The sequence below is a fragment of the Georgenia sp. Z1344 genome, assembly GCF_049856295.1.
Lineage (GTDB): Bacteria > Actinomycetota > Actinomycetes > Actinomycetales > Actinomycetaceae > JB111.
The window spans coordinates 36,846-63,297 of record NZ_JBNDMZ010000005.1 but is presented as its reverse complement, the minus strand read 5'-3'; the positions used below and the strand labels follow the sequence as shown (position 1 = coordinate 63,297).

Below are 26,452 nucleotides of genomic sequence, written 5' to 3'. Positions count from 1 at the left end.
CGGCTCCGGGCTGGTCCTGCGACCGGGACGTGCGCGACCGGGACGCGCGCGGCCGGGACGCGCGCGGCCGATGAGCCCGCTCGAGATCGTCGTCGCGGTGCTCGCCGTGGCGATCGGCGCCACGCTCCAGCGCGTGTCCGGGATGGGGGTCGGCCTCGTGGTGGCGCCCGTCCTCGCGCTCCTCATCGGGCCGGTCGCCGGCGTGTGGCTGACCAACGCGACCACCACCGTCTCCGCCCTCGTCATCTGGCGCGCCATGCGCACCGGGTTCGACTGGCGGCGGCTGCGCGTCCTGCTGCCGTGCGCGGTCATCGGTGCGGTCCCGGCGGCGATCGTCGTGCGCGAGCTGCCGCTGGCCTGGCTCGAGATCTCCGTCGGCTCGATCCTCGTGCTCGGCCTGCTCGGCACCGTCCTCGCCTCGGCGCTCGACCGGCTCCCGCCCGTGCGGGGACCGTTCGCCGCCGGGGTGGCGGGCGCGATCGGCGGGTTCTTCAACACGACGGCCGGGGTCGCCGGCCCGGCGATGGTGATGTACTCCCGGCTCTCCCGGTGGTCCCAGACCTCGTTCGCCGCGTCGATGCAGCCGACGTTCTTCACGATGGGCGCCCTGTCCGTCACGCTCAAGCTCCTCCTCGGCGCCCCCGCGTCCGAGCTCCCGCCGTGGTGGGTCGTCGCCCTGCTCGCCGCCACCGTGATCGCGGTGGTCCCGGCGGCAGGGAAGCTCGCGGCGCGCGTGCCGGCCGGGCGGGCCCGGACGCTGACACTGGCGGTCGCCTGGGCCGGGGCCCTCGCCACGCTGGCGCGGGGGATTGTCCGCCTCGTCTGAGACGGGGTGCGAGAGTGGGGACGTGCGCATCCTCGGAGTCGACCCCGGCCTCACACGCTGCGGCCTCGGCCTCGTCGAGCGCGGCGGGGGGCGCGAGGTCGAGCTCCTGCACGTCGAGGTCGTGCGCACCCCGGCGGACGAGGACCCGCACCTCCGCCTCCTCGCGGTCGCCGACCGACTGGACGCCGTGCTCGCGGAGCACCGGCCCGACGTCGTGGCGGTCGAGCGCGTGTTCGCCCAGGCCAACGTCCGCTCCGTCACGGGAACCTCGCAGGTCGCCGGCGTGGCGATGCTCGGGGCCGCGCGTGCCGGAACCGCCCTCGCCCTGCACACGCCGAGCGAGGTCAAGGCGGCCGTGACCGGGGACGGTCGCGCGGGAAAGAAGCAGGTCCAGGAGATGGTGCGCCGGATCCTCCGCCTCGAGGCGGCTCCACGGCCTGCGGACGCCGCCGACGCGCTCGCGCTCGCCATCTGTCACGCGTGGCGCGGCGGGGCGACGGTCCCGGGCCGGGGGACCGCCACCGCCCAGCATGGCGGGGCCGGCATGCTGCCAGACGCCGCGGGCGCCGGGCTCACGCCCGCGCAGCGCGCCTGGGCCGACGCCGAGCGCCTGGCGCGTCGGGCGGGTGCCGTCGCCCAACGACGGTAGGGTGTCGAACACATGTTCTGGCACGGGTGCGCCGTCGGGCGCCCGGTGCACCCCGGGACCGCCGACCGATGCGCGGGCGGGGGACGTCGATCGAGGAAGGTGCACCACCGGTGATCTCATCGCTGCGCGGCCTGGTGGGTCGCGTCTCGCTGCAGGACGCCGAGATCGTCGTCGGCGGGGTCGGGATGCGCGTCCAGTGCGCGCCCGGGACCCTCGCGGGACTGCGCGAGGGCGCGGAGGCCCGGGTGGCGACCTCGCTGGTCGTGCGCGAGGACTCGCTCACACTGTTCGGGTTCGCCGACGAGGAGGAGCGCGACGTCTTCGAGACCCTGCAGACCGTGTCCGGCGTGGGGCCGCGGCTCGCGCTGGCGATGACGGCGGTGCTGAGCCCGGACCAGCTGCGGCGTGCGGTCGCGGACGAGGACCTCACGGCGCTCCAGCGGGTGCCCGGCATCGGGAAGAAGGGCGCGCAGCGCATCGTCCTCGAGATCGGTGACCGGCTCGGGCCGGCCGGGGAGGCCTTCGACGTCCCCGGTGCGACCACCGCCGAGCCGGAGAAGCCGGACGCGCACGTCGGTGAGGTCGTCGCCGCGCTGACGACGCTCGGCTGGAGCGACACCCAGGCAACGGGGGCGGTCGACGCGGTGCTCGCGGCCGAGGACGCTCCCGCGGACGGCGACGTCCCCGGCCTGCTCCGCGCGGCCCTCACCCACCTCGGCGGAGGACGCCGTGGCTGAGGGAACGGGCGCCGAGGGCGGGACGGGCTCTCCGGGCGTGGGCCCCGCAGCGACCGGACGGAGCGACGACGACCCGATGACGACCGGGGCCGACGACGTCGAGCGTGCGGCCGAGGCCGCCCTGCGCCCGCGGCGGCTCGCGGACTTCATCGGCCAGCGGGTCGTGCGGGACCAGCTCGCGCTCGTGCTCGCCGCCGCCACCGCGCGCGGAGCCGCGCCCGACCACGTCCTCCTGTCGGGCCCACCGGGGCTGGGCAAGACGACGCTCGCGATGATCGTGGCCAACGAGGTCTCCGGCTCCCTCCGGCTGACCTCCGGCCCCGCCATCACCCACGCGGGAGACCTCGCCGCGATCCTCTCAGCCGTCCAGGAGCACGACGTGCTCTTCATCGACGAGATCCACCGGCTCGCGCGCCCGGCCGAGGAGATGCTCTACCTCGCGATGGAGGACTTCCGGATCGACGTCGTCGTGGGGAAGGGGCCCGGCGCCACGTCGATCCCGCTGACGCTCCCGCGGTTCACGGTCGTGGGCGCGACGACGCGGGCCGGGCTGCTGCCCGCCCCGCTGCGCGACCGGTTCGGCTTCACCGCGCACCTCGAGCACTACACCGCCGACGAGCTCGTCCAGGTGCTCACCCGCTCCGCCACGCTGCTCGACATCGAGCTGACGCGGGACGCTGCGAGCGAGCTCGCGTCCCGCTCGCGGGGCACGCCCCGGATCGCCAACCGCCTCCTGCGGCGGGTCCAGGACTACGCGCAGGTGCGGGGCACCGGCGTCGCGGACCTGGGTGCGACGCGGGCGGCGCTGGCCATCTTCGAGGTCGACGACCTCGGCCTCGACCGTCTCGACCGCTCCGTCCTCACCGCCCTGTGCACGCGGTTCGGCGGGGGACCCGTGGGCCTGACGACGCTCGCGGTCTCGGTCGGGGAGGAGCCGGAGACCGTCGAGACGGTCGCCGAGCCGTTCCTCGTCCGCGAGGGGCTCGTCGTGCGTACGCCGCGCGGCCGCGCCGCGACCGCCGCGGCGTACGCCCACCTGGGGTTCGAGCCGCCCGCGGAAGGCGCGCTGTTCTCCTGAGCGTTGCCCTTCTGAGCGTGGCACTCGTGAGCGCGGCCTACCTGAGCGGCGCCCGCCTGCCCTCGGTGCCGACCGGGAGACAACCTTCACGGCCGGGCCTCGGCCCGGCAGGAGCGCCCACGGCCTAGACTGTCCAGGTTCGCCCCTTCATCTGATTGGTTCTCGCGTGGATCCCACATTCATCATCCTCATCGCCGGCATGATCCTGCTCTTCTGGTTCATGAGCCGCCAGGGGAAGAAGGCGCAGGAGCGCCAGCGGGCCAAGGTGGAGGAGGCCCTCGTCCCGGGGGGCTGGGTGCAGACGATCGCGCGCACCTACCACCAGGTCGTCGAGGTCAACGGCGACATCATCACGCTGTCCAACCCCGACGGTAGCGAGTACCTCGTCCACCGCACGGGCATCGCGCAGCCGAGCGAGTCCCCCTACGAACTGATGTCGAACGGGGTCGACGGTTCGCACGACGACCTCGACGACGAGTCCGCGACCGGCACCGGTGCAGCCGGCTCCGCGCCGGAGACCTCGATCGAGGAGGCCCGCGGGGCCGCCGGCGGCGACACCTCGGCGGTCGACCAGGAGAACGACTGGTTCGACGACGGCCGCCCGGGCCGCGACGACCGCGCCTGACCGAGCCCCGTGTCCGAGTCCCTCAGGCGGCGTGAGCCGCGTCGCTCAGCCGCGCCCCGGCCCGTCCGCACCCTCCTCGGGCTGCTGGTCCTCGTCGTCGCCCTCGTCGGCACGCTCGCGGCGGGCAACCTCGCCGGGAGCGCCTCCCCGGTGCCCCGCCTCGCGCTCGACCTCGAGGGCGGCACCCAGGTCATCCTCACGCCCCGGACGACCGACGGGTCCGCGATCGACGACGAGGACGTCGTCCAGGCGATCGAGATCATCCGCAACCGGGTCGACGGCTCTGGCGTCGCGGAGGCCGAGATCTCGAGCCAAGGCGGCCAGAACATCGTGGTCGGGATCCCCGGCCGGGCCTCGGAGGAGACGCTCGAGCTCATCAGCCGGTCCGCGCAGCTGCGCTTCCGTCCGGTGCTCGCCCTCCAGGGGCCGACGACGATCGACCCCTCCCAGCTCCTGCCCGAGGAGAGCGCGACCGAGGGGCCCGAGAGCGGAAGCGACGGCGCCGAGTCGCCGAGCGCGGCCGAGTCCGGCAGCGAGTCGCCCTCGGAGTCCGCCTCGGCGGGAGCCGGGACCGAGCGGGCGCTCGAGGCCGCCCAGAACGCCCCCACCGACGGCCCCGGTGCTGCCGAGATCCCCGACGAGGTCCGTGGGGCAGCCTTCATCGCGGCCGACGCGAACGGCGACGGCGAGCTGTCGACCGAGCCGGACACCGAGCCCGCGGACACCTCCGACCAGGCGTGGATCACCGAGCGCGTGATGTACGACATCTACGCGCTCGACTGCACCCTCCCGGCCAACCAGTCGGGCGGCTGGGCGGACGACTCCGAGAGCGCCGTCGTCGCCTGCGACTCCTCGGGCCAGCAGAAGTTCGTCCTCGGCCCGGCCGTGGTCGAGGGCACCCAGCTCACCGGCGCCAGCTCCGGCATGCAGACCAACAGCCAGGGCATGTCGACGGGCCTGTGGGCCGTCAACCTCGAGCTGAACTCCGAGGCCACCGAGGTGTTCGCCGAGGTGTCGCAGCGGCTGCCCACCCTGCCCACCCCGCAGGACCAGTTCGCCATCGTCCTCGACGGCGTCGTCATCTCCAACGCCGGCTTCACGAGCCCGATCCTCGACGGCAGCGCCCAGATCACGGGCGACTTCACCGACGAGGAGGCGAACGCGCTCGCGAACCAGCTGAACTTCGGCTCGCTCCCGATCACGTTCGAGGTGCAGTCGACCGAGCAGATCTCCGCGACGCTCGGTTCGGAGCAGCTGACGAACGCCGCGCTGGCGGGGCTCATCGGCCTCGTCCTCGTCGTCGCCTACATGATCTGGCAGTACCGCGGCCTCGGCCTCCTCTCGGTCGCGAGCCTCGCGGTGGCCGCCGTCATCGTTTACGTCGTCATCGCGCTGCTGAGCTGGACGATCAACTACCGGCTCTCGCTGCCGGGCGTCGCCGGACTCATCATCTCGATCGGCACGACCGCGGACTCGTTCATCGTCTACTTCGAGCGGATCCGCGACGAGATCCGGGACGGCCGCACGCTCGCCTCCGCCGTGGAGCACGGGTGGAAGCGCGCGCGCCGGACGATCATCGCCTCGGACGCCGTCAACTTCCTCGCGGCGATCGTGCTCTACCTGCTCGCCGTCGGCGGCGTGCGCGGGTTCGCGTTCACCCTCGGCCTGACGACGATCATCGACCTCCTCGTCGTCGTGCTCTTCACGCACCCGATGATGCAGGTGCTCGTGCGGATGCCGTTCTTCCGGGACGGGCACCGGCTGTCCGGACTGTCCCCGGAGCGGCTCGGCGTGGACCCGGCGCTCTACCGGGGCGCCGGCCGGTTCCGCTCCCGCACGAGCGGGAGGGACCGCCCGGGGACGAGCGGCACGGACGAGCCCGACGACGACGGGCCGACCGCGTCCGGGCGCGACCGCGAGACGGTCGGCGCCGCGGCCGGCACGACCATCGCCGAACGACGTGCCGCCGAGCGCCGCGCCGAGCGGGAGAAGCGCAAGAAGGAGAGATCGGTCGACCCGTACGCGGGTCTCGGCGGGTCCGGTGACGACGGGGCGGTGGTCTGATGGCGTCCCTCGCAACGATGGGCAACGACCTCTACACGGGGAAGCGGTCCTTCGACATCGTCGGCCGGCGGCGCACGTGGTTCGTCGTTGCCGCGCTCCTCGTCCTGCTGTCCGTGGGCGTGCTGCTCGTGCGCGGCATCAATCCGGGCATCGACTTCCGCGGCGGCTCGCAGTTCACCGTCTCCGGCGCGGAGACCCTCGACCAGTCCCTGGCCACCGACGCGGTCACCGACGCCGGGGGAGAGCCCCCGCGGGTCGCCGCCGTCGGATCCTCGTCCTTGCGCGTGCAGACCGCGGAGCTGTCCGACGAGCAGACCCGCGAGGTCAGTGCCGCGCTCGCCGAGGCGTACGACGTGCCGGTCGACGACGTCACCGCGACCTTCGTCGGCCCCACCTGGGGCGCGGACGTCACCCGGCAGGCGTTGACCTCACTGGTCATCTTCCTCGTGGCGGTCTCGGTGGTGATGGTCCTGTACTTCAGGGCCTGGACCTTCGCGGCGGGGGCGATCCTCGCCCTCCTCCACGACGTCGTCCTCACCGTGGGCATCTACGCCGCGATCGGGTTCGAGGTCACCCCGTCCACGGTCATCGGGTTCCTCACGATCCTCGGGTACTCCTTGTACGACACGGTCGTCGTTTTCGACAAGGTCCGCGAGAACACGGAGGGGGTGCTCGAGCAGGGGCGCGACACCTACGCCGAACGCTCGAACCTCGCGGTCAACCAGACGCTCGTCCGCTCGATCAACACCTCGGTCACCGGCCTCCTGCCGGTCGCGGCGATCCTCGTCATCGGCGTCGCGCTGCTCGGCGCCGGGACGCTGCGGGACATCGCCCTCGCGCTCTTCGTCGGCATGCTGCTCTCGACCGTGTCGTCGGTCTTCATCGCGGCGCCCGCCGAGGTCAGCCTGCGGATGCTCGACCGGGACTACCGCCAGCACACCGAGGACGTGCTCCTCGAGCGTGACGGCACCCACCCGGAGGTCGCGCGCGACGGCGACGGCTCCGACGACGAGGCCACCGGCGCAGACTCCGGTGACGACGCGGGTGACGGTGCTACCGTCCCGGCGACGTCCGGGACCACCGGCAGGAAGAGGAAGAAGCGATGACGAACGGGCGCGGCGGGTTCGGTCCCGAGATCACGGCGATCGTCGAGCACCACATCGACCTCGTCCCCGACTACCCCAAGCCCGGGGTGCTGTTCCGCGACATCACGCCGCTGCTCGCCGACGGGCCAGCCTTCGGCGCACTCGTCGAGGCGTTCGCGGAGGCCTACCGCGGGCGGGTCGACGCCGTCGCCGGGCTCGAGTCGCGCGGGTTCATCCTCGGTGCGCCCGTGGCCGTGGCGCTCGGGGTCGGCATGATCACCGTCCGCAAGGCGGGGCGACTCCCCGGCGAGGTCATCGGTGCCGACTACTCGCTCGAGTACGGCGAGGCCCGGATGGAGGTCCGGCCGACCACCGTGGCGCGGGGGCAGCGGGTCCTCGTCGTCGACGACGTCCTCGCGACCGGTGGCACCGCCGAGGCCGCCTGCCGTCTCATGGAGGAGGCGGGCGCCGAGGTCGCGGCCCTCGGGATGCTCATCGAGCTCTCGGAGCTCGGCGGCCGGGAGCGGCTCGCGGGTCGGCAGGTCGACTCGGTCGTCGTCGTCTGACCCTGCGCTCCCGGGTGCGCCCGACCGGTCGAGGCGTTTCCGACCTGGAGAGTTACGTGCGTCCGGCGGGGGAACGACGTCCTTCTGGCTCGCCGTCCGGGCGGTCCGGTCCACCGGTGCTCCGCGGGAGCACTAGAATTCTGGGATGACGATCGAGCGGACGGGGCCGCCGGCGGCGTCCTCGCCGTCCGGCTGGGGCAGGTCGCGCCTCGTGTGGCTGGGCGGGCGCTCCCACCAGTTCCCCGCGGCGATCGAGCCCGTCATCGGCGCCCTGCGCGCGAACCACCCCAAGTCCGACGTCCAGCTGGTCAGGCGCGCCTACGAGGTCGCCGAGCGCGCGCACGAGGGCCAGACCCGCAAGTCCGGCGAGCCCTACATCACGCACCCGGTGGCGGTGACGACGATCCTCGCGGAGCTGGGGATGCCCGACGTCGTGCTCGCCTCCGCCCTGCTGCACGACACGGTCGAGGACACGGACTACTCGCTCGACCAGGTGCGCAAGGAGTTCGGCGAGGAGATCGCGCTCCTCGTCGACGGGGTGACGAAGCTCGACAAGGTCCACTACGGCGAGGCCGCCCAGGCCGAGACCGTGCGCAAGATGGTCGTGGCGATGGCCAAGGACATCCGGGTGCTCGTCATCAAGCTCGCCGACCGGCTGCACAACGCCCGTACCTGGCGCTACGTCTCGCAGGACTCGGCCCGCCGCAAGGCCCGCGAGACCCTGGAGATCTACGCGCCGCTCGCGCACCGGCTCGGCGTCAACACCATCAAGTGGGAGCTCGAGGACCTCTCGTTCCGCACCCTGTACCCCAAGGTGTACGACGAGATCGACCACCTCGTGGCCGAGCGCGCACCGGCGCGCGACGAGTACCTGGCCAAGGTGCGCACGCAGATCGAGCAGGACCTCAAGACGCACAAGCTCAAGGCGGTCGTCACCGGCCGGCCGAAGCACCACTACTCGATCTACCAGAAGATGATCGTGCGCGGCCGCGACTTCGACGACATCTTCGACCTCGTCGGTGTGCGGGTGCTCGTGGACTCCGTCGGCGACTGCTACACGATGCTCGGCGCGGTGCACGCCCGCTGGACCCCCATCCCCGGGCGGTTCAAGGACTACATCGCGATGCCGAAGTTCAACCTCTACCAGTCGCTGCACACGACCGTGCTCGGCCCCGGAGGGCGGCCGGTCGAGATCCAGATCCGCACCCACGCGATGCACCGCCGCGCGGAGTACGGCGTGGCCGCGCACTGGAAGTACAAGGAGGGGTCGCGTGCGGGCAAGGAGGCGCCCGAGCCGTCCGGCGGGGAGATGGGCTGGCTGCGACAGCTCGTCGACTGGCAGAAGGAGACCGCCGACCCCGGCGAGTTCCTCGACTCGCTGCGCTACGAGATGGCCGGCTCCCAGGTCTACGTCTTCACCCCGAAGGGGGACGTGCTCGCGCTGCCCGGGCACTCCACGGCCGTCGACTTCGCCTACGCCGTGCACACCGAGGTCGGCCACCGCACCGTCGGCGCCAAGGTCAACGGCAAGCTCGTCCAGCTCGACCGCCGGCTCGACAACGGGGACACGGTCGAGGTCATCACCTCCAAGGCGCCCGAGGCCGGCCCCTCCCAGGACTGGCTGAGCTTCGTCGCGAGCCCGCGCGCGAAGAACAAGATCCGGCAGTGGTTCACCAAGGAGCGGCGCGAGGAGGCCGTCGAGGGCGGCAAGAACGCGCTCGCCAAGGCGATGCGCAAGCAGAACATGCCGATCCAGCGGCTGATGAGCGCGGAGGCCGTGCACTCCCTCGCCGTGGAGATGCGGTACCAGGACGTCTCCGCCCTGTACGCCGCGATCGGCGAGGGGCACGTGTCGGCGGCGAACGTCGTGGCCAAGCTCGTGGAGTCGATGGGCGGCGACGACGGCGCCGAGGAGACGCTCGCCGAGGCCACGATCCCCGGCACCGGCACGCCCGTGCGCCGCAACGGGGACTCCGGCATCTCCGTCGACGGCATGGACGGCGCGGACGTGTGGGTGAAGATCGCCCGCTGCTGCACGCCCGTGCCCGGCGACCCGATCGTCGGGTTCATCACCCGGTCCCAGGGCGTCTCCGTGCACCACGCCGAGTGTCAGAACGTCGACCAGCTGCGGGGCCAGCAGGAGCGGCTCGTCGGCGTCGAGTGGGTCGAGAGCCCCGAGTCGACCTTCCTCGTCCAGGTACAGGTCGAGGCGCTCGACCGGCACGGCCTGCTCTCGGACCTCACCCGGGTCCTCTCGGAGAACCACGTCAACATCCTGTCCGCCTCCATCTCGACGACGAGGGAGCGGGTGGCGATCGGCCGCTTCGTCTTCGAGATGGCCGAGACGGCGCACCTGGGCTCGGTGCTCACCGCGATCCGGCAGGTCCAGGGCGTGCTCGACGTGCACCGCGTGATGGGGCGACGCCCCGAGAACCGCCGCGCCTGACCCGGCGCTCAGGATCAGCCGGCCGCGCTCAGCGCGGCGGGCACGTGGGGGAGTACCTCGTCGAGCGTCGTGAGGTCGAACGGGACACCCGCACCGACGAGCCGCCCGTCGAGGGCGAGTCGCGTCAGCGCGGTGGCCACCGAGGCGGTGGCCCCGTAGTCGGACTCGCACGCGATCCGTACCCCGTCCCGCACGGGCCGGCCGTCGCGGTGGCCGAGGACCCGGACCGTGAGGGTCGCCTCCTCCGGCAGGCTCGGGTCGTGGGTGGCGAGCGACGCCACCCTGGGGGCGAGCGCGTCGAGGACCCGCAGGGTCGACAGGGCGGAGACGACGCCGGTGAGGACGGGGGAGTCCCACCGGGTCCAGTACCGCACGTCGGCCCCGGTCCGTCGGGCGAGCAGCGCGCGCTCGGGGTGCTCGAACCGACGCATGCCCGCCTCGCGCGCGTGCCGGTCGCGCAGGCCTGCCCGGTCGTCCGGCGGCACGGGGGCCGCGACCCAGCGGAGCATCTGCTCCGTCCCGTCCGGTCCCACCCTGGCGTTGGCGCTCTGCCGCAGGAGGAGCTCGAGATGGTCGACCCGGTCGAGGCCGGACGCGAGGTCGCACGCCACGAGCCCGGACAGTCCGGGGAACATCCCGGCCATCGTCACGGAGGCGAGGCCCCGACTGCGGGCGCGGTCGTCGAGCCCGCGGTTGTCCTCAGCCAGTACCGGGTCCGGCGAGACGTCGACGACGTGGACGCCGAGCTCGAGCCCGACCTCCTGCACGAGCGGCCGGGGCTGAGGTGCGGTGACGACGACCGCGTCGGCGCCGTCGAGCGCGGCCGCCACCACGGCGGCCTCCCGGACGTCGAGGTGCACGTGCTGGGACGTCCCGACGGCCGCGGCGGTGCGTGGTGCGCGTTCCGGGCGGTGGTCGCCGGCCACGACGGTCGCGCCGTCGATCGCGGCGAGATGCTCGACGATGCGTGCGCCGAGGACCCCTGATGCTCCGGCGACGACGATGCGGGACATGGGGCTCCTTGCAGTTCGGCGCGTTCGTGGTGGTCCGTGCCCGGTCACCGTACCGAGCGGCCCCTAGGCGGGGACGAACGACGGGTGCCCGAGATCGGTGAGCAGGAGCGCGAGCAGGCGGCCGGCGCGCCGCATCCCAGGTAACCGGCTGCGCTCGAGGACGAGGAGGCGTGCCGCCGCTGCGGCCTCCCGACCGCGCAAGAGTGCACGCGCGGGGCCCACGGCGTCGGAGAGCGACGCGCGGCGCAGCAGGTCGACGGCCGTGCGGCCCGGGGTGGTGAGCACGATCCCGTGCATCCGCACGACATCCTCCTCACGCAGCACGAGCCTGTGCCGCGCGCGGATGCTCATACCGGGGGCGCGAGCAGTGTCCATCACCGACGGCGGCCTGCCTCCGACATGGACCCAGGCGGCCGAGGCGAGGCACAGCGCCTGACCGTGGATCAGGTCCGGGGCGGCCTCGCCGGCACGCGCCGCGCGCTCGAGCCCCGCCAGCAGGTCCGCCTGCCCCGCCTGCCCCTCCCGTCCATCGACCGGGTCCCACCCCGACGGCAGGGCATGCCCGTCACCCGGGAGAGGGGTACGGACGACGAGGCCGTGGCCGTCGCCCCACCGGAGGAGCGGCGGCGGGGGTGCGGGGCGCGGCGCCAGCCAGGTGAGCGCGGGGTGCATACGGACACGATGCCCGGGACGGCCGCGGCCCCGCCCACGAGCTGTGGACGGGGCTGCGCGACGGAGTCCTGTGGATCACCGCTCGCCGGGGTGTCGGCAGGTGCGGGTCAGCGCTCCGAGGCCGCCTGGATCTGCTCGAGCCAGGCGCGCCGGGCGTCGAGCGCCTCCTGCGCGGCCGCGATCTTCTTCGCGTCCCCGCCGGCCTGGGCCTTCGCGAGGTCCGTCTCGAGGCCGGCGATAGCGTCCTCGAGCTGGGCGAGCATGCCGTCCGCGCGGGCCTTCTTCTCCGGGTCGGTGCGGTTCCAGCGCTCGGACTCCGCGTCGCGGATCGCCTTCTCGACGGCCCGCATGCGACCCTCGACGCGCTGGATGTCGGCGCGCGGCACCTTGCCCGCCTCCTCCCACTGGTCCTGCAGGGGGCGCAGCGCGGCCTTCGCCGCCTCGACGTCCGTGATCGGCAGGAGCGCCTCCGCCTTCGTGAGGATCTCGAGCTTGACCTCGAGGTTGCCCTCGTACTCCTTGTCGATCGCCGCGTTGGCGGCCGTGCGGTTGTCGAAGAACCGCTGCTGGGCGGTCCGGAAGCGGTGCCAGAGCTCGTCGTCGACCTTCTTCGACGCCCGGCCGGCGGCCTTCCACTGGTCCATGAGGTCCCGGTAGGCACCCGAGGTGGGTCCCCAGTCGGTGGACCCGGACAGCTCCTCCGCCCGGGTGATGAGCTTCTCCTTGGCGCGACGCACCTCGTCCTGGCTCGAGTCGAGCTGGTGGAAAAACGTCTTGCGCTGCTTGTCGAACTGCGTCCGGGCCGCGGAGAACCGCTTCCACAGCCCGTCCTCGTCGGGCTTGTCGATGCGCGGACCGGTGCGCTGAGCGTTCTTCCAGGAGTCGAGCAGGCCCCGCATCTCCTCGCCGGACGCCTTCCACCGCGTGTTGGCCGGGTTCTGCGCAGCGATCTCCTCGGCCCGCTCGATGAGAGCGGTCCGCTCGACGAGGGCCGCCGCCTTCGCCTCGGCGCGCTCGACGCGCGCCTTCTCCCGCTCGACCTCGATGACCTGCTCGACGGCGGACAGCCGCTCGCGCAGCGCCGGCAGGTCGCCGACGGCCGCGGGCTCGGTGAGCTGCTCGGTCAGCTTGCGGTGCGTCTGACCGGCCTCCTTCGGCGTGATGTGCGTGAGGCGCGTCTCGAGAAGGGCGACCTGGGCGGCGAGGTCGAGGTACCGGCGCACGTACATGCCGAGCGCCTCCTCCTCGGTGCCGCCCGGGAACTGGCCGACGATCCGCTCGGTCTCGCCGTCCTTGACGAAGACCGAACCCTCCTCGTCGACCCGGCCGAACGCGGCCGCGGCGGCGGCGAGCGCGGGGTCGAGGGCCGGCTGCGGTGCCGCCGGCGCGGCGGCTGCTGCGGGCACCGGTGCGACGGACGGCTTCGCCGGCATCGCCTTCGGCGTCGGGACCGAGCCGGGCGTCGGCGCGCCCCCCGGGCGCGGACGCGGTCCGGGCGCGGGGGTCGGGGCGGGGGCAGCCTTCGGAGTGGGAGCAGCTTCCGGGGCGGGAGCCTCGGGGGCCGCGGGCTCCGGCTCCTCCGTCGCCGCAGGCTCGGCGGCCTGCTCGGCCTCGGGGGCTGTTGCCTCTGCGGCGGGCTCCTCGGTCGCAACAGGCTCGGCGACCTGCTCGGCTTCTTCGACTGCCGGCTCTGCCGGAGCCACGGGCGCCTGCTCGGCCGCCTCGACTGCCGGCTCGGTGGGGACCTCAGTTGCCTGTTCGACTGCCGGCTCGGCGGGAACCTCGGGCGCCTGCTCGGCCGCCGGCTCTGCCACAGCTTCGGGCGCCGGCTCTGCAGCTGCCTGGCCCGCCTGCTCAGCGGCAGCGGGAGCCTCGGGTGCGTCCACCGGCGCGGCAGGCTCCGGTGCCTGCGCCTCGTCGGGGGCTGCGGGTGCCTCGGGGGTGCCGTGCGGCTCCGCCGGGGCGTTCTCGTCGCGGTAGGGCTGATCGCTCACGTCGCTCACTCCATGCCGAGGCCCGCGTGCGGGCGTCGTCGTCACCGCGGCACCGACCTGGTACGCGGGTCCCCGGCTCGGCAGGGGACCAGGACAGCGTAGTTGGCTCGGCGCCCCCCGGTTGACACGCGGCGCCCGGGCCTGCCTGCGGCCATGCCTACCCTGGCCGCATGCTGCTTCGCCGCGTCGTCGCCCCGGCCCTCGACGTCAACACCTACGTGCTCGCGCCGTCGCCGTCGGGGCCGTGCGTCGTCGTCGATCCGGGCGGCGGTTCCGCCGGCCCGCTCGCCGCCGTCCTCGCGGACCTCGACCTCACCGTGGGGGCCGTGCTCGTCACGCACGGGCACCCCGACCACGTGTGGGACGCGGCCGCGGTGGCCGATCCCGCCGGCGTCGCCGTGCAGATCGCGTCCCCCGACCGCCCGCGCCTCGCGGACCCGGCCGGTCCCGACCAGGTCGGCGAGCTCCTCGGCCACCGTTTCCCGCAGATCGCCGGGACCCCGTGGCGCGAGCCCGCCCGGTCCGACTCCTTCTCCTCCGCGCTCCTCACCGGCGGCGGGACGGCTGTTCTCCCTGGTCTCGGCGTCCGCGGCATCCCGGCCCCCGGGCACACCGCCGGCTCGACGGTGCTCCTGCTCCAGGCCGACACCCTCGATACGGGCACCGCCGGCGACCCCGGGCACCTCGACCTTCCCGCATCGACCGGCCCGCACCTGCTCCTGCTCACCGGGGACGTCGTGTTCGCCGGCTCCGTCGGGCGCACCGACCTCCCGGGCGGCGACCCGCAGGCGATGGACGAGACGCTGCGCACCCTCACCAAGGTCGTCGACCCACGCACGATCCTCCTGCCCGGCCACGGCCCCGTGACCACGCTCGAGCGGGAGCTCGCCACGAACCCCTTCCTCGTCTGAGCGGGCGGCCGGGCGGCCGTCGCACCGGTCCCGAGGACGAGACCCGGCCCGACGACGAACCCTGTGGGTCGTCGCTCCCACCGGCGCGGGTGGGACCAGGCGCACACCCCCGCCCGGCGGCACACGGGCCTCCCGGACGGGCGAGTCACGGGTTCGGTGGAACAATCGGGGTCATGGCCCGTACCTCCTCGTTGTCCGGATTCCCCGAGTGGCTGCCCGACGGCCGCATCGTCGAGAACCACGTCCTGGACACGCTGCGGCACACCTTCGAGCTCCACGGCTTCGCCCCGATCGAGACCCGCTCCGTCGAGCCGGTCGAGCAGCTCCTCGCCAAGGGGGAGACCTCCAAGGAGATCTACCTCCTCAGCCGGCTCCAGGCCGACGCGGAGGGCACCGACGACGACGCGCGCGCGGACGGTGGCACCGGCGCGGGCGGCCCCGACCGCCGGCTCGGCCTCCACTTCGACCTCACCGTGCCGTTCGCCCGCTGGGTGGTCGAGCACGCCGGCGACCTTGCCTTCCCGTTCCGCCGCTACCAGATCCAGAAGGTGTGGCGGGGCGAGCGGCCCCAGGACGGCCGCTTCCGCGAGTTCACGCAGGCCGACGTCGACATCGTCGGCGACGGGACCCTCGCCGAGCACCACGAGGCCGAGCTCGCCCTCGTGATGGCCGAGGCGATCGCCGCGCTGCCCGTGCCGCCCGCCCGCGTCCGCGTCAACAACCGCAAGCTCTCCCAGGGCTTCTACGCCGGCATCGGGCTCACCGACGTCGACGCCGTCCTGCGCGCGATCGACAAGCTCGACAAGATCGGCCCCGACGCCGTCGCCCGGCTCCTGCAGGACGAGGCTGGCGCGAGCGAGCAGCAGGCCGAGCAGGCGCTCGCGCTGGCGGCGATCCGCGGCACGGCGCACGAGGTCGAGGACTCGGTGCGCGGCCTGGGCGTGCGCACGGACCTCCTGGAGGAGGGGCTCGACTCGCTGATCGGCGTGCTCTCGGCGGCGGAGCGCCGGCGGCCGGACGCCGTCGTCGGGGACCTGTCGATCGCGCGCGGTCTCGACTACTACACGGGCACCGTCTACGAGACGACCCTGCTCGGCCACGAGGACCTGGGCTCGATCTGCTCCGGCGGGCGCTACGACTCGCTCGCGTCGGCCGGCAACCGCACGTTCCCCGGCGCAGGACTCTCGATCGGGGTCTCCCGGCTCGTCGCCCGCATCCTCGGCGCCGACCTCGCCCGCGCGAGCCGCCCGGTGCCGAGCGCCGTGCTCGTCGCGGTGGCCGACGAGGCGCACCGCTCGACCTCCGACGACGTGGCGGCCGCCCTGCGCGCCCGCGACATCCCGGTCGAGGTCGCCCCGAGCGCGGCGAAGTTCGGCAAGCAGATCCGCCACGCCGACCGTCGCTCGATCCCGTTCGTCTGGTTCGTCGGGGACGACGGGCACGAGGTCAAGGACATCCGCTCGGGCGGCCAGGTCCCGGCCGACCCGGCGACCTGGGAGCCGCCCGCGGCCGACCGGTGGCCGAGCGTCTCGGCGACCGCCGTCGAGGACGGTTCGTGAGCCTTCCCGCGGGCACCGGCGCGGCAGCCCGCCGCGTCCTGGCGGCGCTCACCGAGCTCCGCGACGTCCTCGGCGAGGTCCGGCTCCCGCTCGAGACGCCCGTGGCGGCCGGTGCACGCGCCGAGACGAGGCGGGTGACCCAGCAGCTCGACGACTACGTCCTCGCCCGGTACTCCCGGATCGACGCTCCGCTGCTCGCGGTCGTCGGCGGGTCCACCGGCGCCGGCAAGTCGACGCTCGTCAACGCGCTCCTCGGGGCGCCCGTGACGACCTCCTCGGCGATCCGCCCGACCACCCGGCGCCCCCTGCTCGTCCACCACCCGGTCGACGCGAAGTGGTTCGCCTCCGAGAAGGTCCTGCCCGGCCTCGCCCGGGTCCACGTCTCGGGCGGCGCCGCGCCGACGCCGGCCGGCGAGGGAACGCACGGCGAGCTCGAGCTGCGGTCCTCGGACCGCGTGCCGGTGGGCCTGGCCGTCCTCGACGCCCCGGACATCGACTCCGTGGTGGAGGACAACCGGCGCCTCGCCGGGGAGCTGCTCGCCGCCGCGGACCTGTGGGTCTTCGTCACCACCGCCGCCCGGTACGCCGACGCCGTCCCGTGGGAGCTCCTCGCGGAGGCCGCCGCCCGCCGCATCGTCGTCGCGGTCGTCCTCAACCGCGTCCCGCAGGGCGTGTCCGGCCAGGTCCGTCACGACCTGTCCGTCCGCCTCGCCTCGGCCGGTCTCGGGCGCGCGCCCCTGTTCACGGTGGCCGAGCTGCCGATCCTGGACGGCGGTCTGCTGCCGGACATGGACGTCGCCCCGCTGCGCGCCTGGCTCGGCGGCATCGCGACGGACGCCGCCTCCCGCGCCGCCGTCGCCCGCGCCACCCTGGGCGGGGCGGTCGACGACATCGTGCGCCGCACGGCCGCCGTCGCCGAGGGTGCCCGCGAGCAGTCCGTCGTCGTCGATCGGCTGCGCGAGGACGTCCACGCCGCCTACTCCGCCGCCGAGGAGCGGGCGGTCGAGGCCGCCGGCGACGGCTCGATGCTCCGCGGCGAGGTGCTCGCCCGCTGGCAGGAGCTCGTCGGGACCGGGGAGCTCATGCGCGCCGTCGAGTCCCGGGTGGGACGCATCCGGGACCGCATCGTCTCGGCGCTCAGCGGGAAGGGCGCACCGGCCGAGCCGGTCACCGAGGCCATCGAGACCGGGATGATGGCGGTTCTCGCCGAGGAGGTCCGCCGCGCCTCGGTCGAGACCGAGCGGTACTGGCTCCGCGAGCCGGTCGCCCGGGAGCTCGTGCGCGCGGCCGTCGACCGGCGCCCCGACGACGAGACCGTCCGCGCCCGGGCCGCCGAGGAGGTGCGCGCCTGGCAGGCCTCGCTCCTCGACCTCGTGCGCGAGGAGGGCGCCGACCGCCGGCAGACCGCCCGGGCCCTCTCGTTCGGCGTCAACGTCCTCGGTGCGGCGCTCATGGTGGCCGTCTTCGCCTCGACGGCGTTCATCCCGACGGGCGCCGAGGTCGCCGTGGGCGGCGGGACCGTGGTGGTGGCCCAGAAGATCCTCGAGGCCGTCTTCGGCGACGACGAGGTGCGCCGCATGGCCGAGCGCGCCCGCGCGGACCTGGCCGGCCGGGTCCGCACGCTGCTCGCCGAGGGCGCCCGGCACTTCACCGACCAGCTCGACGCGCTCGAGGTCGACGCCGCCCTCGCGGACCGGGTCGACGCGGCGGCACGCGCGGTGTCCGCCGCGCGCGGCGTGGAGCACGGCCGATGAGGGGGCGCCGCCGGAAGAACACCCCCGCCGTCGACCTCGCGGGAGATCTCGACCAGCTGACCACGGCCGTCGAGGCGGCGGACGGGCACCTGCCCGCCGACGTGCTCGACCGGGCGCGGGCCGTCCTCGCGCGGGCCGGCGAGCGCGGCTCGCTGGCCCCGGGCACGACGGTCGCCGCCCTGCTCGGCGCCACCGGGTCGGGCAAGTCCTCGCTCGTCAACGCCCTCGCCGGCGCGCCGGTGTCGCGGGTCGCCCCCACGCGCCCGACGACGCAGCGCCCCCACGCGGTGACCTTCCGCCCCGGGCCCGACGGCCCCGCGGCGACCTCCGCGCTGCTCGACTGGCTCGACGTCCCCGAGCGCACACCGGCAAGCGCCGCCGACGAGCGGACGACGGGCCTCGTCGTCCTCGACCTGCCGGACATCGACTCCACCGCCGCCGAGCACCGGGCGCTGGCCACCCAGCTCGCCGAGCGGGTCGACGTCCTCGTCTGGGTCCTCGACCCGCAGAAGTACGCCGACGCCGTGGTCCACCGCGACTTCCTCGCGCCCATGGCCCGGCACGCCGACGTCACCCTCGTGGTCCTCAACCACGCCGACACGCTCGCGCCGGCCGCCCGCGAGGCGGTCGTCGGCGACCTGCGGCGCCTGCTGGCAGAGGACGGCCTCGGCGGCGTCCCGGTGCTCCTCACCTCGGCGCGCACGGGCGAGGGTGTGGCCGAGCTCGCCGGGGCCGTCGCGGACCAGGCCGCGTCCCACGTGGCCGCGCACGCCCGGCTGCGCGCCGACATCTCGACCGTCGCCGACGAGCTCGCCGTCGCGGCGGAGCTGGACTCCGCCGGCGGTGCGCGGGCGAAGGACGCCGACGAGCGGCACGTCGTCACGGCCGCGGCAGACGCCGCCGGCGTCCCGGTCGTCACGCGCGCCGCGTCCGCCGCCTACCGGCGCGGGGCGGCACGGCAGGTCGGCTGGCCGCCCGTGCGCTGGGTCGCCCGCCTGCGGCCGGACCCGTTGCGTCGCCTCCACCTCGGCGAGCGCGGGGGTGAGGGGCGGGCGACCTCGCTGCCTCCCGCGGGCCCCGCGCAGGTCGCTGCGTTGACGACCTCCGTGCGTCGGCACGTCGACGCCCGCACCGCGGGTCTGCCCGACTCGTGGCGGGCGGACGTCGGGGCCGACGTCGAGGGGCGCGTGCCCGGCCTGCTCGAGCAGGTCGACCCCGAGATCGGCGCTGTCGACCTCGGCCAGGGCCGGCGCCCGGCCTGGTGGCGGGTGCTCGGGTTCCTCCAGTGGGTGCTCATCGGCGCGGCGATCGTCGGCGGCGTGTGGCTCGGCGCGCTCGCGGTCATGGGTTACCTGCAGGTGCCGGCACCGGACACCCCCGAGTGGCGCGGCTGGCCCGTGCCGACGCTGCTGCTCCTCGGGGGAGTGGTCGCCGGCCTGCTGACCTGGCTCGTCGGCTCGTGGTGCGCGCGGCTCGGTGCCCGGCGGCGGGCGGCGGCGGTCCGGAAGCGGCTCGGTTTCGTCGTGGCGGAGCGGGTGCGCGCCGACGTCACGGCACCGCTGGACGCGCACCTCGCGCGCTACGAGCAGTTCGCGACGTCGGTCCGCGCCCTGCGCTGACGCTCATCGCGATCGACCACCCGACCATGTGTCGAGCGTGCGGCTCAGAACCATGAGCTGAGCGTGATCGAGTGGTCGAGAGTGCGGCTCAGTACCGCGGCCGGCTGGGGCGCGACGGCGAGCTCGAGCGACGGTCGTCCCGGCCGCCACGGGGGCGGTCCCCGCCGCGACCCGCGGGCTTGTGCCCGCCCTTGGGACCGGAGTCCTCGCGGAGGTTGAGCCGGCGGCCACCGATGACGGCGCGCGCGAGCTTCTCGCGCGAGCGGGAGTCGAGGTCGGCGCTCACCTCGACGAGGCTGAAGCTGGGGAAGATGTCGATCTTGCCGATGTCCCCACCGCGCAGCGAGGACTCGCCGGTCAGCGCGCCGACGATCGCGGCCGGGCGGACCCCGTCGCGGTGGCCGACGTCGACCCGGTAGGTCGTCCCGTCACCGCCACCTCGGGGGCGGCGGGCGACGCGGCCCTTGGGCTCGCGCCCGTCCTCGAACCGGGCGCTGAGGAACTCCCCCTGCTCGTCGACCTGCTCCTCGCGCCGGGTGCGGCCGCGGCGGTCGTCACGCCCGGACGACCCGGGACGGTCGTCCTTCCAGGAGCGGTCGCGCTCCTTGCGGGCGGGCAGGGCCAGCTGGTCGGGCTCCTGCTCGGACCGCGGCCGGGGGCCTGAGTCGCCGACGGCGAGGGCGAGCAGCGTGGCCGCGACCTCGGCCGGGTCGGCGGGGGCGGAGACGCCCATGGCCTCGGTGAGGAGCTCGCGGTACATCTCGAGGCGACCGGCGTCGTGCCGCTCGGACGCCTGGAGCAGGATCTTCTGCGCCTTGTGCCGGGAGACGTCGGCCGGCGTGGGGATGACGGCCTCGGTGAGCGTCGCGTTCGTCGCGCGCTCGATCTGGCCGAGCCGGCCCCGCTCGCGGGGCGTGAGGAACGTCAGCGCCCGGCCCGTGCGGCCCGCGCGGCCGGTGCGGCCGATGCGGTGGACGTAGGAGTCGGTCTCGCGCGGGACGTCGTAGTTGACGACGAGGCCCACCCGCTCGACGTCGAGCCCGCGGGCGGCGACGTCGGTGGCGACGAGGACGTCGAGCGTGCCCTCCCGGAGCCGCTCGACGATGCGCTCGCGCTCCTTCTGCGGGACGTCGCCGGACAGGGCGGCCGCCTGGACGCCGCGGCCCTGGAGCTCGACCGCGACCTCCTCGACCTGGGCCTTGGTGCGGACGAACACGATGGCCGCGTCGGCGTCGGACACCGCGAGGATCCGGGCGAGCGCCCCGGTCTTGTGCCGGAACGGGACGACGGCGTAGGTCTGCTCGATGTTCGCCACCGTGCTCGCCGGCGGGGTGACCGACACGTGCGCCGGGTCGGTCATGTGCGTGGCGGCCACGCGGCGGATCTGGGACGGCATGGTGGCCGAGAACAGGGCGGTGCGCCGGTCGGTCGGGACGTGCGACGCGATCGACTCGACCTCCTCGGCAAAGCCCATGCGCAGCATCTCGTCGGCCTCGTCGAGCACGAGGAACGTGACGTGCGTGAGGTCGAGCGAACCGCGCTCGATGTGGTCGATGACGCGACCGGGGGTCCCGACGACGACCTGCGCGCCGTCCTTGAGCCCGCGCAGCTGCGGCGTGTAGGAGGAGCCGCCGTAGATCGGCAGCACCTGGAGCCCGGGCATGCGGTGCGCGAAGTCGGCGATCGCGTCCGCGACCTGTACGGCCAGCTCGCGGGTGGGGGCCAGGACGATCGCCTGAACCTTGCGCAGCGACGGGTCGACGGCGGCGAGCAGCGGCAGGCCGAACGCGGCGGTCTTGCCGGTGCCGGTCTGGGCGACGCCGACGACGTCCCGCCCGCCCATGAGGACGGGGATCGTGCGGGCCTGGACGTCGGTGGGGGCGACGAAGCCGAGGTCCTCGACGGCGCGGAGCAGGTCCGTCGGCAGGCCCAGCGTCGCGAAGGTCGCGGGCTTCTCGTCCCGCTCGGCGGGGCGCTTCTCGCCGGCCGTCGGGGACGCGGCCTGCTCGGCCGTCGAGGACTCGGCCTGCTCGTCCGCAGACGTCTCCGCCTGCTCGGCCGGGGCGTCGATGGCCGCACCGGTGGGCTCGTCCCGCTCGGCGGGGGCCGGCTGCGACGCGGCGTCGTCGTCGCGGTCGTTCGTGGGGTTGTCGACGTGATCGGACATGGTTCTCCTCGGGGTGCGGCGAGCGGGGCGCCCAGGACGGGGCGCATGCCGCACAGTGCCCGGGAAAGGTCCGCGCCTTGTGCGTCGGACTGCGAGGGGGCGTGCACGGCCATGGATGGCGCGCTCGACTCGTCAGGCTACCGCCGCGGGGCCCGGCGCGTCCGGCGCGGTGCCGGTGAGAACCGGCACAGGCGGTGCACGGTCGCGCCGGATCGGCCGCGCACGGACGGGCGGATCGGTTCGATCGCAGCCGGACCGGCGGACCGCACCGGCGGACCGGATCGGCGCCGCTCGGCCCCGTCAGTCCCGTTCGGTCCCGAGGGTCGCGCGATCGCCCTGGGACCGGAAGTAGGCGGACGCCGACCCCACCGCGAGCACGAGTCCGATCCCGAGCGCGGCGACGTAGGGGAGCTCTCCGGACGCGCCGGGCGGGGCGACCGCGACCGCCACGCCCGTGAGGGCCACGAGGACCGCTGGACCGAGGGCGTCGGCGATCTGGAGGTGGGCGCTCACCTCGCCCTGGCGCGACCGCGGTGCCCATCCGAGCGCGAGGACGGACGAGGAGGACATCGCGAGCCCGATCCCGCCGCCGGCGACCACCCACGCGACGATCGTCAGCCAAGCAGGCACGGCCGGCCACGACGTCGGCAGCGCGAGCGCGATCCCGACGGCCAGCATCGAGGCGCCGATCCACGGCAGCCGCGCCCTCGTCGCCTCGGTCCGCACGCGCGCGGCCACGACCGAGGCGGCGCCCCACGAGAGCGACCCGACGGTCAGCACGCTCCCGGCCGACATCGCGCCCCACCCGTGCTGCTCCTGCAGGAGGAGGACGAGGTAGACCTGGGTCGCGACGTACGCGCCGTTGAGCAGCGCGCGCCCCGAGATGAGCGCGGGGACCCGCGGCCGCAGGCTCAGCGCACCCGCCGGCAGCACCCGCGGAAGGCTGACGACCAGCACGACGACGCCGAGCGCGAGGAGCACCCAGTCCGTCACGGTGAGCCCGACGCCCTCGCCGGGCGCCGAGCCCGCGGACTGGAGGAGCGCGGCTCCGACGCCGGCGCCGACCCCCACGGCGATCGCGAGCACGCCGCTCGACGCGCGACCGCCGTCGTCGGCCGGCGCTGCGCCGGACTGCGGCGGCGCGGGCGCGGAGGGGGCAGGGCCAGGGACCGGTGCGTCCGCCGGGGTGGTGCCGTCAGGCAGCGGCGCGTCCGGCGTCGGGGCGTCGGGTCGTGGCGTCGTCGAGACGTCCGCCCGGGCGCCCCGGGGACGCGTGTCGTCCTCCCTCGCCGCCGCCTCGTCCCGCGCGAGCCGGGCGAGGACGGCGATCACGAGGACGAGGGACGGCAGGGCGACCCCCGCGATCCCGAGGAACACCCACCGCCAGGACAGCTGGTCCGCGAGGAAGCCGGCCAGCAGGGGTCCCACCAGCGACGGCACGACCCAGGCCGCGGAGAATGCGGCGAAGAACCCGGGCCGGCGCCGCGCGGGGACCACGGTGCCGACGAGCACGTAGAGCGGCACGATGACGAGCGCCCCGCCGATCCCCTGGACGGCGCGGCCGAGGACGAGCAGCCACATGTCGGGTGCGAGGCCCGCGAGGGTGAGGCCGGCGATGAACGTGACGATGCCGGTCACGAGCGCGGTGCGGGTCCCGCCGGCGTCGCACCAGCGCCCGGCCGCGGTGGTCGTGGCGACCTGCGTGGCGAGCGTGATGCCGTACGCGAGCGCGTAGAGCTGCCCGCCGTCGAGGTCGCGGGAGACCGACGGCATCGCGGTGGCCACCGCGAGGGCCTCGAACGCGACGAACGTGATGAGCGCGATGGAGACGACGAGGAGGAGCCGGATCGTCCGCGCGTCCGTCCGTTCCGCGAGGTCCTCGCCCGCCGCTGCTGCCACACGCGCATCGTCGCCCGCCCGCAGGCGGGGGACAAGCGGGCCGCGCGTGAGTCGTACCATCGGAAGGACGCCCCCGCCCGTCTCGCGGGGTGCACCCCGACGGAAGGACCACCCGTGCTCCGCACGCGCCCCGCAGGATCGCTCACCGCCGCCGACGCCGGCACCGAAGTCACGCTCGCCGGCTGGGTCGACCGCCGGCGCGACCACGGCGGCGTCGCGTTCCTCGACCTGCGGGACTCGTCGGGCATCGCCCAGGTCGTCGTCCGCGACGAGGACGTGGCCCACGAGCTGCGCAGCGAGTTCGTCGTCCAGGTCACCGGCGAGGTCTCGATCCGTCCCGAGGGCAACGCGAACCCCGACCTCGCGACCGGCGAGATCGAGGTCATCGCCACCGACCTCACGGTCCTCAACACCTCCGCCCCGCTGCCGTTCCAGGTCTCCGACCACGCCGGCGACTCGGGTGCGGTCGGCGAGGAGGCGCGCCTGCGCCACCGGTACCTCGACCTGCGCCGCTCCGGCCCGGCCGCCGGCATGCGCCTGCGCGCCAAGGTCAACCAGGCCGCGCGCCGCGTGCTCGACGCCCAGGACTTCGTCGAGGTCGAGACCCCCACGCTCACCCGGTCCACCCCGGAGGGCGCCCGCGACTTCATCGTCCCCGCGCGCCTCGCCCCGGGATCGTGGTACGCCCTGCCGCAGTCGCCCCAGCTGTTCAAGCAGCTGCTCATGGTCGGCGGCATGGAGCGCTACTACCAGATCGCCCGCTGCTACCGCGACGAGGACTTCCGCGCCGACCGGCAGCCCGAGTTCACCCAGCTCGACGTCGAGATGAGCTTCGTCGACCAGGACGACGTCATCGCCGTGGCCGAGGAGATCCTCGCCGAGCTGTGGGCGCTCATCGACGTCCAGATCCCGCGCCCCATCGCCCGGATGACCTACGCCGAGGCCATGCGGCGGTTCGGGTCGGACAAGCCGGACCTCCGCTTCGGGGTCGAGATCACCGAGCTCACCGACTTCTTCGCGGGCACGCCCTTCCGCGTGTTCCAGTCGCCCTACGTCGGCGCCGTCGTCATGCCCGGCGGCGCGAGCCAGCCGCGCCGCACGTTCGACGCCTGGCAGGACTGGGCCAAGCAGCGCGGCGCCCGCGGCCTCGCCTACGTGACGATCGCGGAGGACGGCACCCTGGGCGGGCCGGTCGCCAAGAACATCTCCGACGACGAGCGGGCCGGCCTCGCCGCGGCCGTCGGCGCCGAGCCCGGCGACTGCGTGTTCTTCGCCGCGGGCGAGGCCACCCCGTCGCGCGCCCTGCTCGGGGCGGCCCGCGGGGAGATCGCGCGCCGGGTCGGTCTCATCGACGAGGACGCCTGGGCGTTCGTCTGGGTCGTCGACGCTCCGCTGTTCAAGCCGGTCGCCGAGGCCGTCGACGAGGGCGACGTCGCCGTGGGCGGGGGCAAGTGGACAGCCGTCCACCACGCCTTCACCTCGCCGACGCCCGAGTGGATCGACCGCTTCGAGGAGGACCCGGGCGAGGCGCTGGCCTACGCGTACGACATCGTGTGCAACGGCAACGAGATCGGCGGCGGCTCGATCCGTATCCACCGCCGCGATGTCCAGAGCCGCGTGTTCGACGTCATGGGCATCGGCGAGGAGGAGGCGCAGGAGAAGTTCGGCTTCCTGCTCGACGCCTTCCAGTTCGGGGCGCCCCCGCACGGCGGCATCGCGTTCGGCTGGGACCGGATCGTCGCGCTCCTGCACGGCGTGGACTCGATCCGCGAGGTCATCGCCTTCCCCAAGACCGGCGGCGGGTACGACCCGCTGACCGGCGCGCCCGCGCCCATCACCGACGACCAGCGCGCCGAGGCCGGCGTCGACGCCGAGCCCGAGGACGACGAGGCGGAGGGCGCTGCCGCCGCGGACGGGTCCGGCGACGCCGGCGCGCCGACGGGCGCGGCAACCGGCTCGGCCGGCTCGGCGACCGCGCCCGCGGCCCCCGGGGCGTGACGACCGCGACCGGAGGGTTCCTCGACGGCGACCTGTTCTACCGCGCCCAGGCGGCGCGGATCGGCGCCCGGACCGTCGCGGAGAGCGCGGCGGCCGGCGTCGGCGTCGGGCCGGACCCGAACGGGACCGGACGGCGCATGCTCGCGGCGGGCGACGTCGAGGAGATCGTCGACCTCCTGCTCGCCCACCCCGTCGCCGACCTCGTCTCCGCCCAGGCGCCGGACGGGACCCTGGCCGCGCTGCGGCGTCGGGCGGCGACCGACCCGGGCGCCACGGCGGCCGCCGCCCCGTGGCTCGCCATGACGACGGGCCGGGCGTGGGACCTCCTCGCCATCGACGAGGCGCCGGCCCGGAGGCCCGGGGAGGAGCACGCCGAGCTCCTCCCGTCGGACGACGCGGGGGCCGTCGTCCGCGACGTCCTCGCCGAGGCCTACCCGGACACGTGGGCGCTGCAGCACGTCGAGGACCACGACTGGACCGGGTACCGCGACGGGGACCGGTGGCTCGCCGTCATGGCCTCGAGCCGCGCACCCGTGCAGGGCGGGGGAGAGGTCGCCGTCCTCTCCGGGCTCGGCACCCGTCCGGCCGACCGGGGACGCGGCGTCGGCTCGGCCCTGACGTGCGCCATCACGCGCCGGGAGCTCGCCGCCGGGGCCCGCGTCGTCCAGCTCGGCACGTGGGCCGACGTCGACGGGCCGCGGCGCCTGTACGAGTCGCTCGGCTTCGCGCACGTCCAGCGCGTGGAGAACATCCACGCGCGCCCGGCCGACTGACCGCGATCGACGACGTC

At 74.7% G+C, this 26,452-nt stretch carries 20 protein-coding genes; 15 read left to right on the top strand and 5 right to left on the bottom strand.

Annotation, left to right across the window (positions count from 1 at the left end):
• The first annotated feature begins 70 nt into the window (after window positions 1–70).
• From ACPYO6_RS06565 to ACPYO6_RS06525, 9 genes are all read left to right on the top strand, one after another.
• Window positions 71–826, top strand: a complete 756-nt coding sequence (locus tag ACPYO6_RS06565) for a TSUP family transporter (RefSeq protein ID WP_425714099.1) — start codon at window positions 71–73, stop codon at window positions 824–826.
• Window positions 827–848: 22 nt separating this feature from the next.
• Window positions 849–1,475 carry a crossover junction endodeoxyribonuclease RuvC gene (gene ruvC / locus ACPYO6_RS06560; RefSeq protein ID WP_425714098.1) on the top strand — a complete coding sequence of 209 codons (627 nt, stop codon included), beginning with the start codon at window positions 849–851 and terminating at the stop codon, window positions 1,473–1,475.
• 110 nt (window positions 1,476–1,585) lie between these two features.
• A complete protein-coding gene (gene ruvA / locus ACPYO6_RS06555; RefSeq protein WP_425714097.1) occupies window positions 1,586–2,212 on the top strand; it encodes a Holliday junction branch migration protein RuvA in 627 nt (208 codons plus the stop codon).
• 76 nt (window positions 2,213–2,288) lie between these two features.
• Window positions 2,289–3,290, top strand: a complete 1,002-nt coding sequence (gene ruvB / locus ACPYO6_RS06550; protein WP_425714236.1) for a Holliday junction branch migration DNA helicase RuvB — start codon at window positions 2,289–2,291, stop codon at window positions 3,288–3,290.
• 166 nt (window positions 3,291–3,456) lie between these two features.
• Complete coding sequence (gene yajC, locus ACPYO6_RS06545; protein WP_425714096.1) at window positions 3,457–3,915, top strand: preprotein translocase subunit YajC; 459 nt, start codon at window positions 3,457–3,459, stop codon at window positions 3,913–3,915.
• A gap of 9 nt (window positions 3,916–3,924) precedes the next feature.
• Complete coding sequence (secD, locus tag ACPYO6_RS06540; RefSeq protein WP_425714095.1) at window positions 3,925–5,979, top strand: protein translocase subunit SecD; 2,055 nt, start codon at window positions 3,925–3,927, stop codon at window positions 5,977–5,979.
• Window positions 5,979–7,085, top strand: coding sequence for a protein translocase subunit SecF (gene secF / locus ACPYO6_RS06535; RefSeq protein ID WP_425714094.1), 1,107 nt, complete (start codon window positions 5,979–5,981; stop codon window positions 7,083–7,085). Before secD ends, secF begins: the two co-directional genes overlap by 1 nt.
• Entirely contained in the window at window positions 7,082–7,630 is a 549-nt protein-coding gene (locus tag ACPYO6_RS06530) for an adenine phosphoribosyltransferase (protein ID WP_425714093.1), read from the top strand. The genes secF and ACPYO6_RS06530 overlap by 4 nt, the downstream gene beginning before the upstream one ends.
• Before the next feature lie 145 nt (window positions 7,631–7,775).
• Window positions 7,776–10,076 carry a RelA/SpoT family protein gene (locus ACPYO6_RS06525; RefSeq protein WP_425714092.1) on the top strand — a complete coding sequence of 767 codons (2,301 nt, stop codon included), beginning with the start codon at window positions 7,776–7,778 and terminating at the stop codon, window positions 10,074–10,076.
• Between the two features lie 14 nt (window positions 10,077–10,090).
• Here the strand turns inward: ACPYO6_RS06525 and ACPYO6_RS06520 are convergent, their stop codons facing one another.
• The 3 genes from ACPYO6_RS06520 to ACPYO6_RS06510 all read right to left on the bottom strand — a co-directional run bounded on the left by ACPYO6_RS06520 (window position 10,091) and on the right by ACPYO6_RS06510 (window position 13,755).
• Window positions 10,091–11,089, bottom strand: a complete 999-nt coding sequence (locus ACPYO6_RS06520; RefSeq protein ID WP_425714091.1) for an NAD-dependent epimerase/dehydratase family protein — start codon at window positions 11,087–11,089, stop codon at window positions 10,091–10,093.
• A gap of 63 nt (window positions 11,090–11,152) precedes the next feature.
• A complete protein-coding gene (locus ACPYO6_RS06515) occupies window positions 11,153–11,761 on the bottom strand; it encodes a hypothetical protein (protein WP_425714090.1) in 609 nt (202 codons plus the stop codon).
• A 107-nt stretch (window positions 11,762–11,868) separates the two neighbouring features.
• The gene (locus ACPYO6_RS06510; protein ID WP_425714089.1) at window positions 11,869–13,755 is read right to left on the bottom strand and encodes a DUF349 domain-containing protein; all 1,887 of its coding nucleotides are present in this window, start codon (window positions 13,753–13,755) and stop codon (window positions 11,869–11,871) included.
• Between the two features lie 170 nt (window positions 13,756–13,925).
• Here ACPYO6_RS06510 and ACPYO6_RS06505 point away from each other — a divergent pair, with 170 nt between their 5' ends.
• From ACPYO6_RS06505 to ACPYO6_RS06490, 4 genes are all read left to right on the top strand, one after another.
• Complete coding sequence (locus ACPYO6_RS06505; RefSeq protein ID WP_425714088.1) at window positions 13,926–14,666, top strand: MBL fold metallo-hydrolase; 741 nt, start codon at window positions 13,926–13,928, stop codon at window positions 14,664–14,666.
• A 173-nt stretch (window positions 14,667–14,839) separates the two neighbouring features.
• A complete protein-coding gene (gene hisS / locus ACPYO6_RS06500; protein ID WP_425714087.1) occupies window positions 14,840–16,225 on the top strand; it encodes a histidine--tRNA ligase in 1,386 nt (461 codons plus the stop codon).
• Entirely contained in the window at window positions 16,222–17,979 is a 1,758-nt protein-coding gene (locus ACPYO6_RS06495) for a dynamin family protein (RefSeq protein WP_425714086.1), read from the top strand. Before hisS ends, ACPYO6_RS06495 begins: the two co-directional genes overlap by 4 nt.
• On the top strand, window positions 17,976–19,598 hold the full coding sequence (locus ACPYO6_RS06490) for a GTPase (RefSeq protein WP_425714085.1): 1,623 nt from the start codon (window positions 17,976–17,978) through the stop codon (window positions 19,596–19,598). The genes ACPYO6_RS06495 and ACPYO6_RS06490 overlap by 4 nt, the downstream gene beginning before the upstream one ends.
• An 88-nt stretch (window positions 19,599–19,686) precedes the next feature.
• On the opposite strand, the gene ACPYO6_RS06485 is transcribed toward ACPYO6_RS06490, so the two are convergent.
• Entirely contained in the window at window positions 19,687–21,765 is a 2,079-nt protein-coding gene (locus tag ACPYO6_RS06485; RefSeq protein WP_425714084.1) for a DEAD/DEAH box helicase, read from the bottom strand.
• Window positions 21,766–22,065: 300 nt separating this feature from the next.
• A complete protein-coding gene (locus tag ACPYO6_RS06480; protein WP_425714083.1) occupies window positions 22,066–23,664 on the bottom strand; it encodes an MFS transporter in 1,599 nt (532 codons plus the stop codon).
• A 114-nt stretch (window positions 23,665–23,778) separates the two neighbouring features.
• Here ACPYO6_RS06480 and aspS point away from each other — a divergent pair, with 114 nt between their 5' ends.
• Window positions 23,779–25,662, top strand: a complete 1,884-nt coding sequence (aspS, locus tag ACPYO6_RS06475; RefSeq protein ID WP_425714082.1) for an aspartate--tRNA ligase — start codon at window positions 23,779–23,781, stop codon at window positions 25,660–25,662.
• On the top strand, window positions 25,659–26,435 hold the full coding sequence (locus ACPYO6_RS06470) for a GNAT family N-acetyltransferase (RefSeq protein WP_425714081.1): 777 nt from the start codon (window positions 25,659–25,661) through the stop codon (window positions 26,433–26,435). The genes aspS and ACPYO6_RS06470 overlap by 4 nt, the downstream gene beginning before the upstream one ends.
• Window positions 26,436–26,452: the final 17 nt, after the last annotated feature.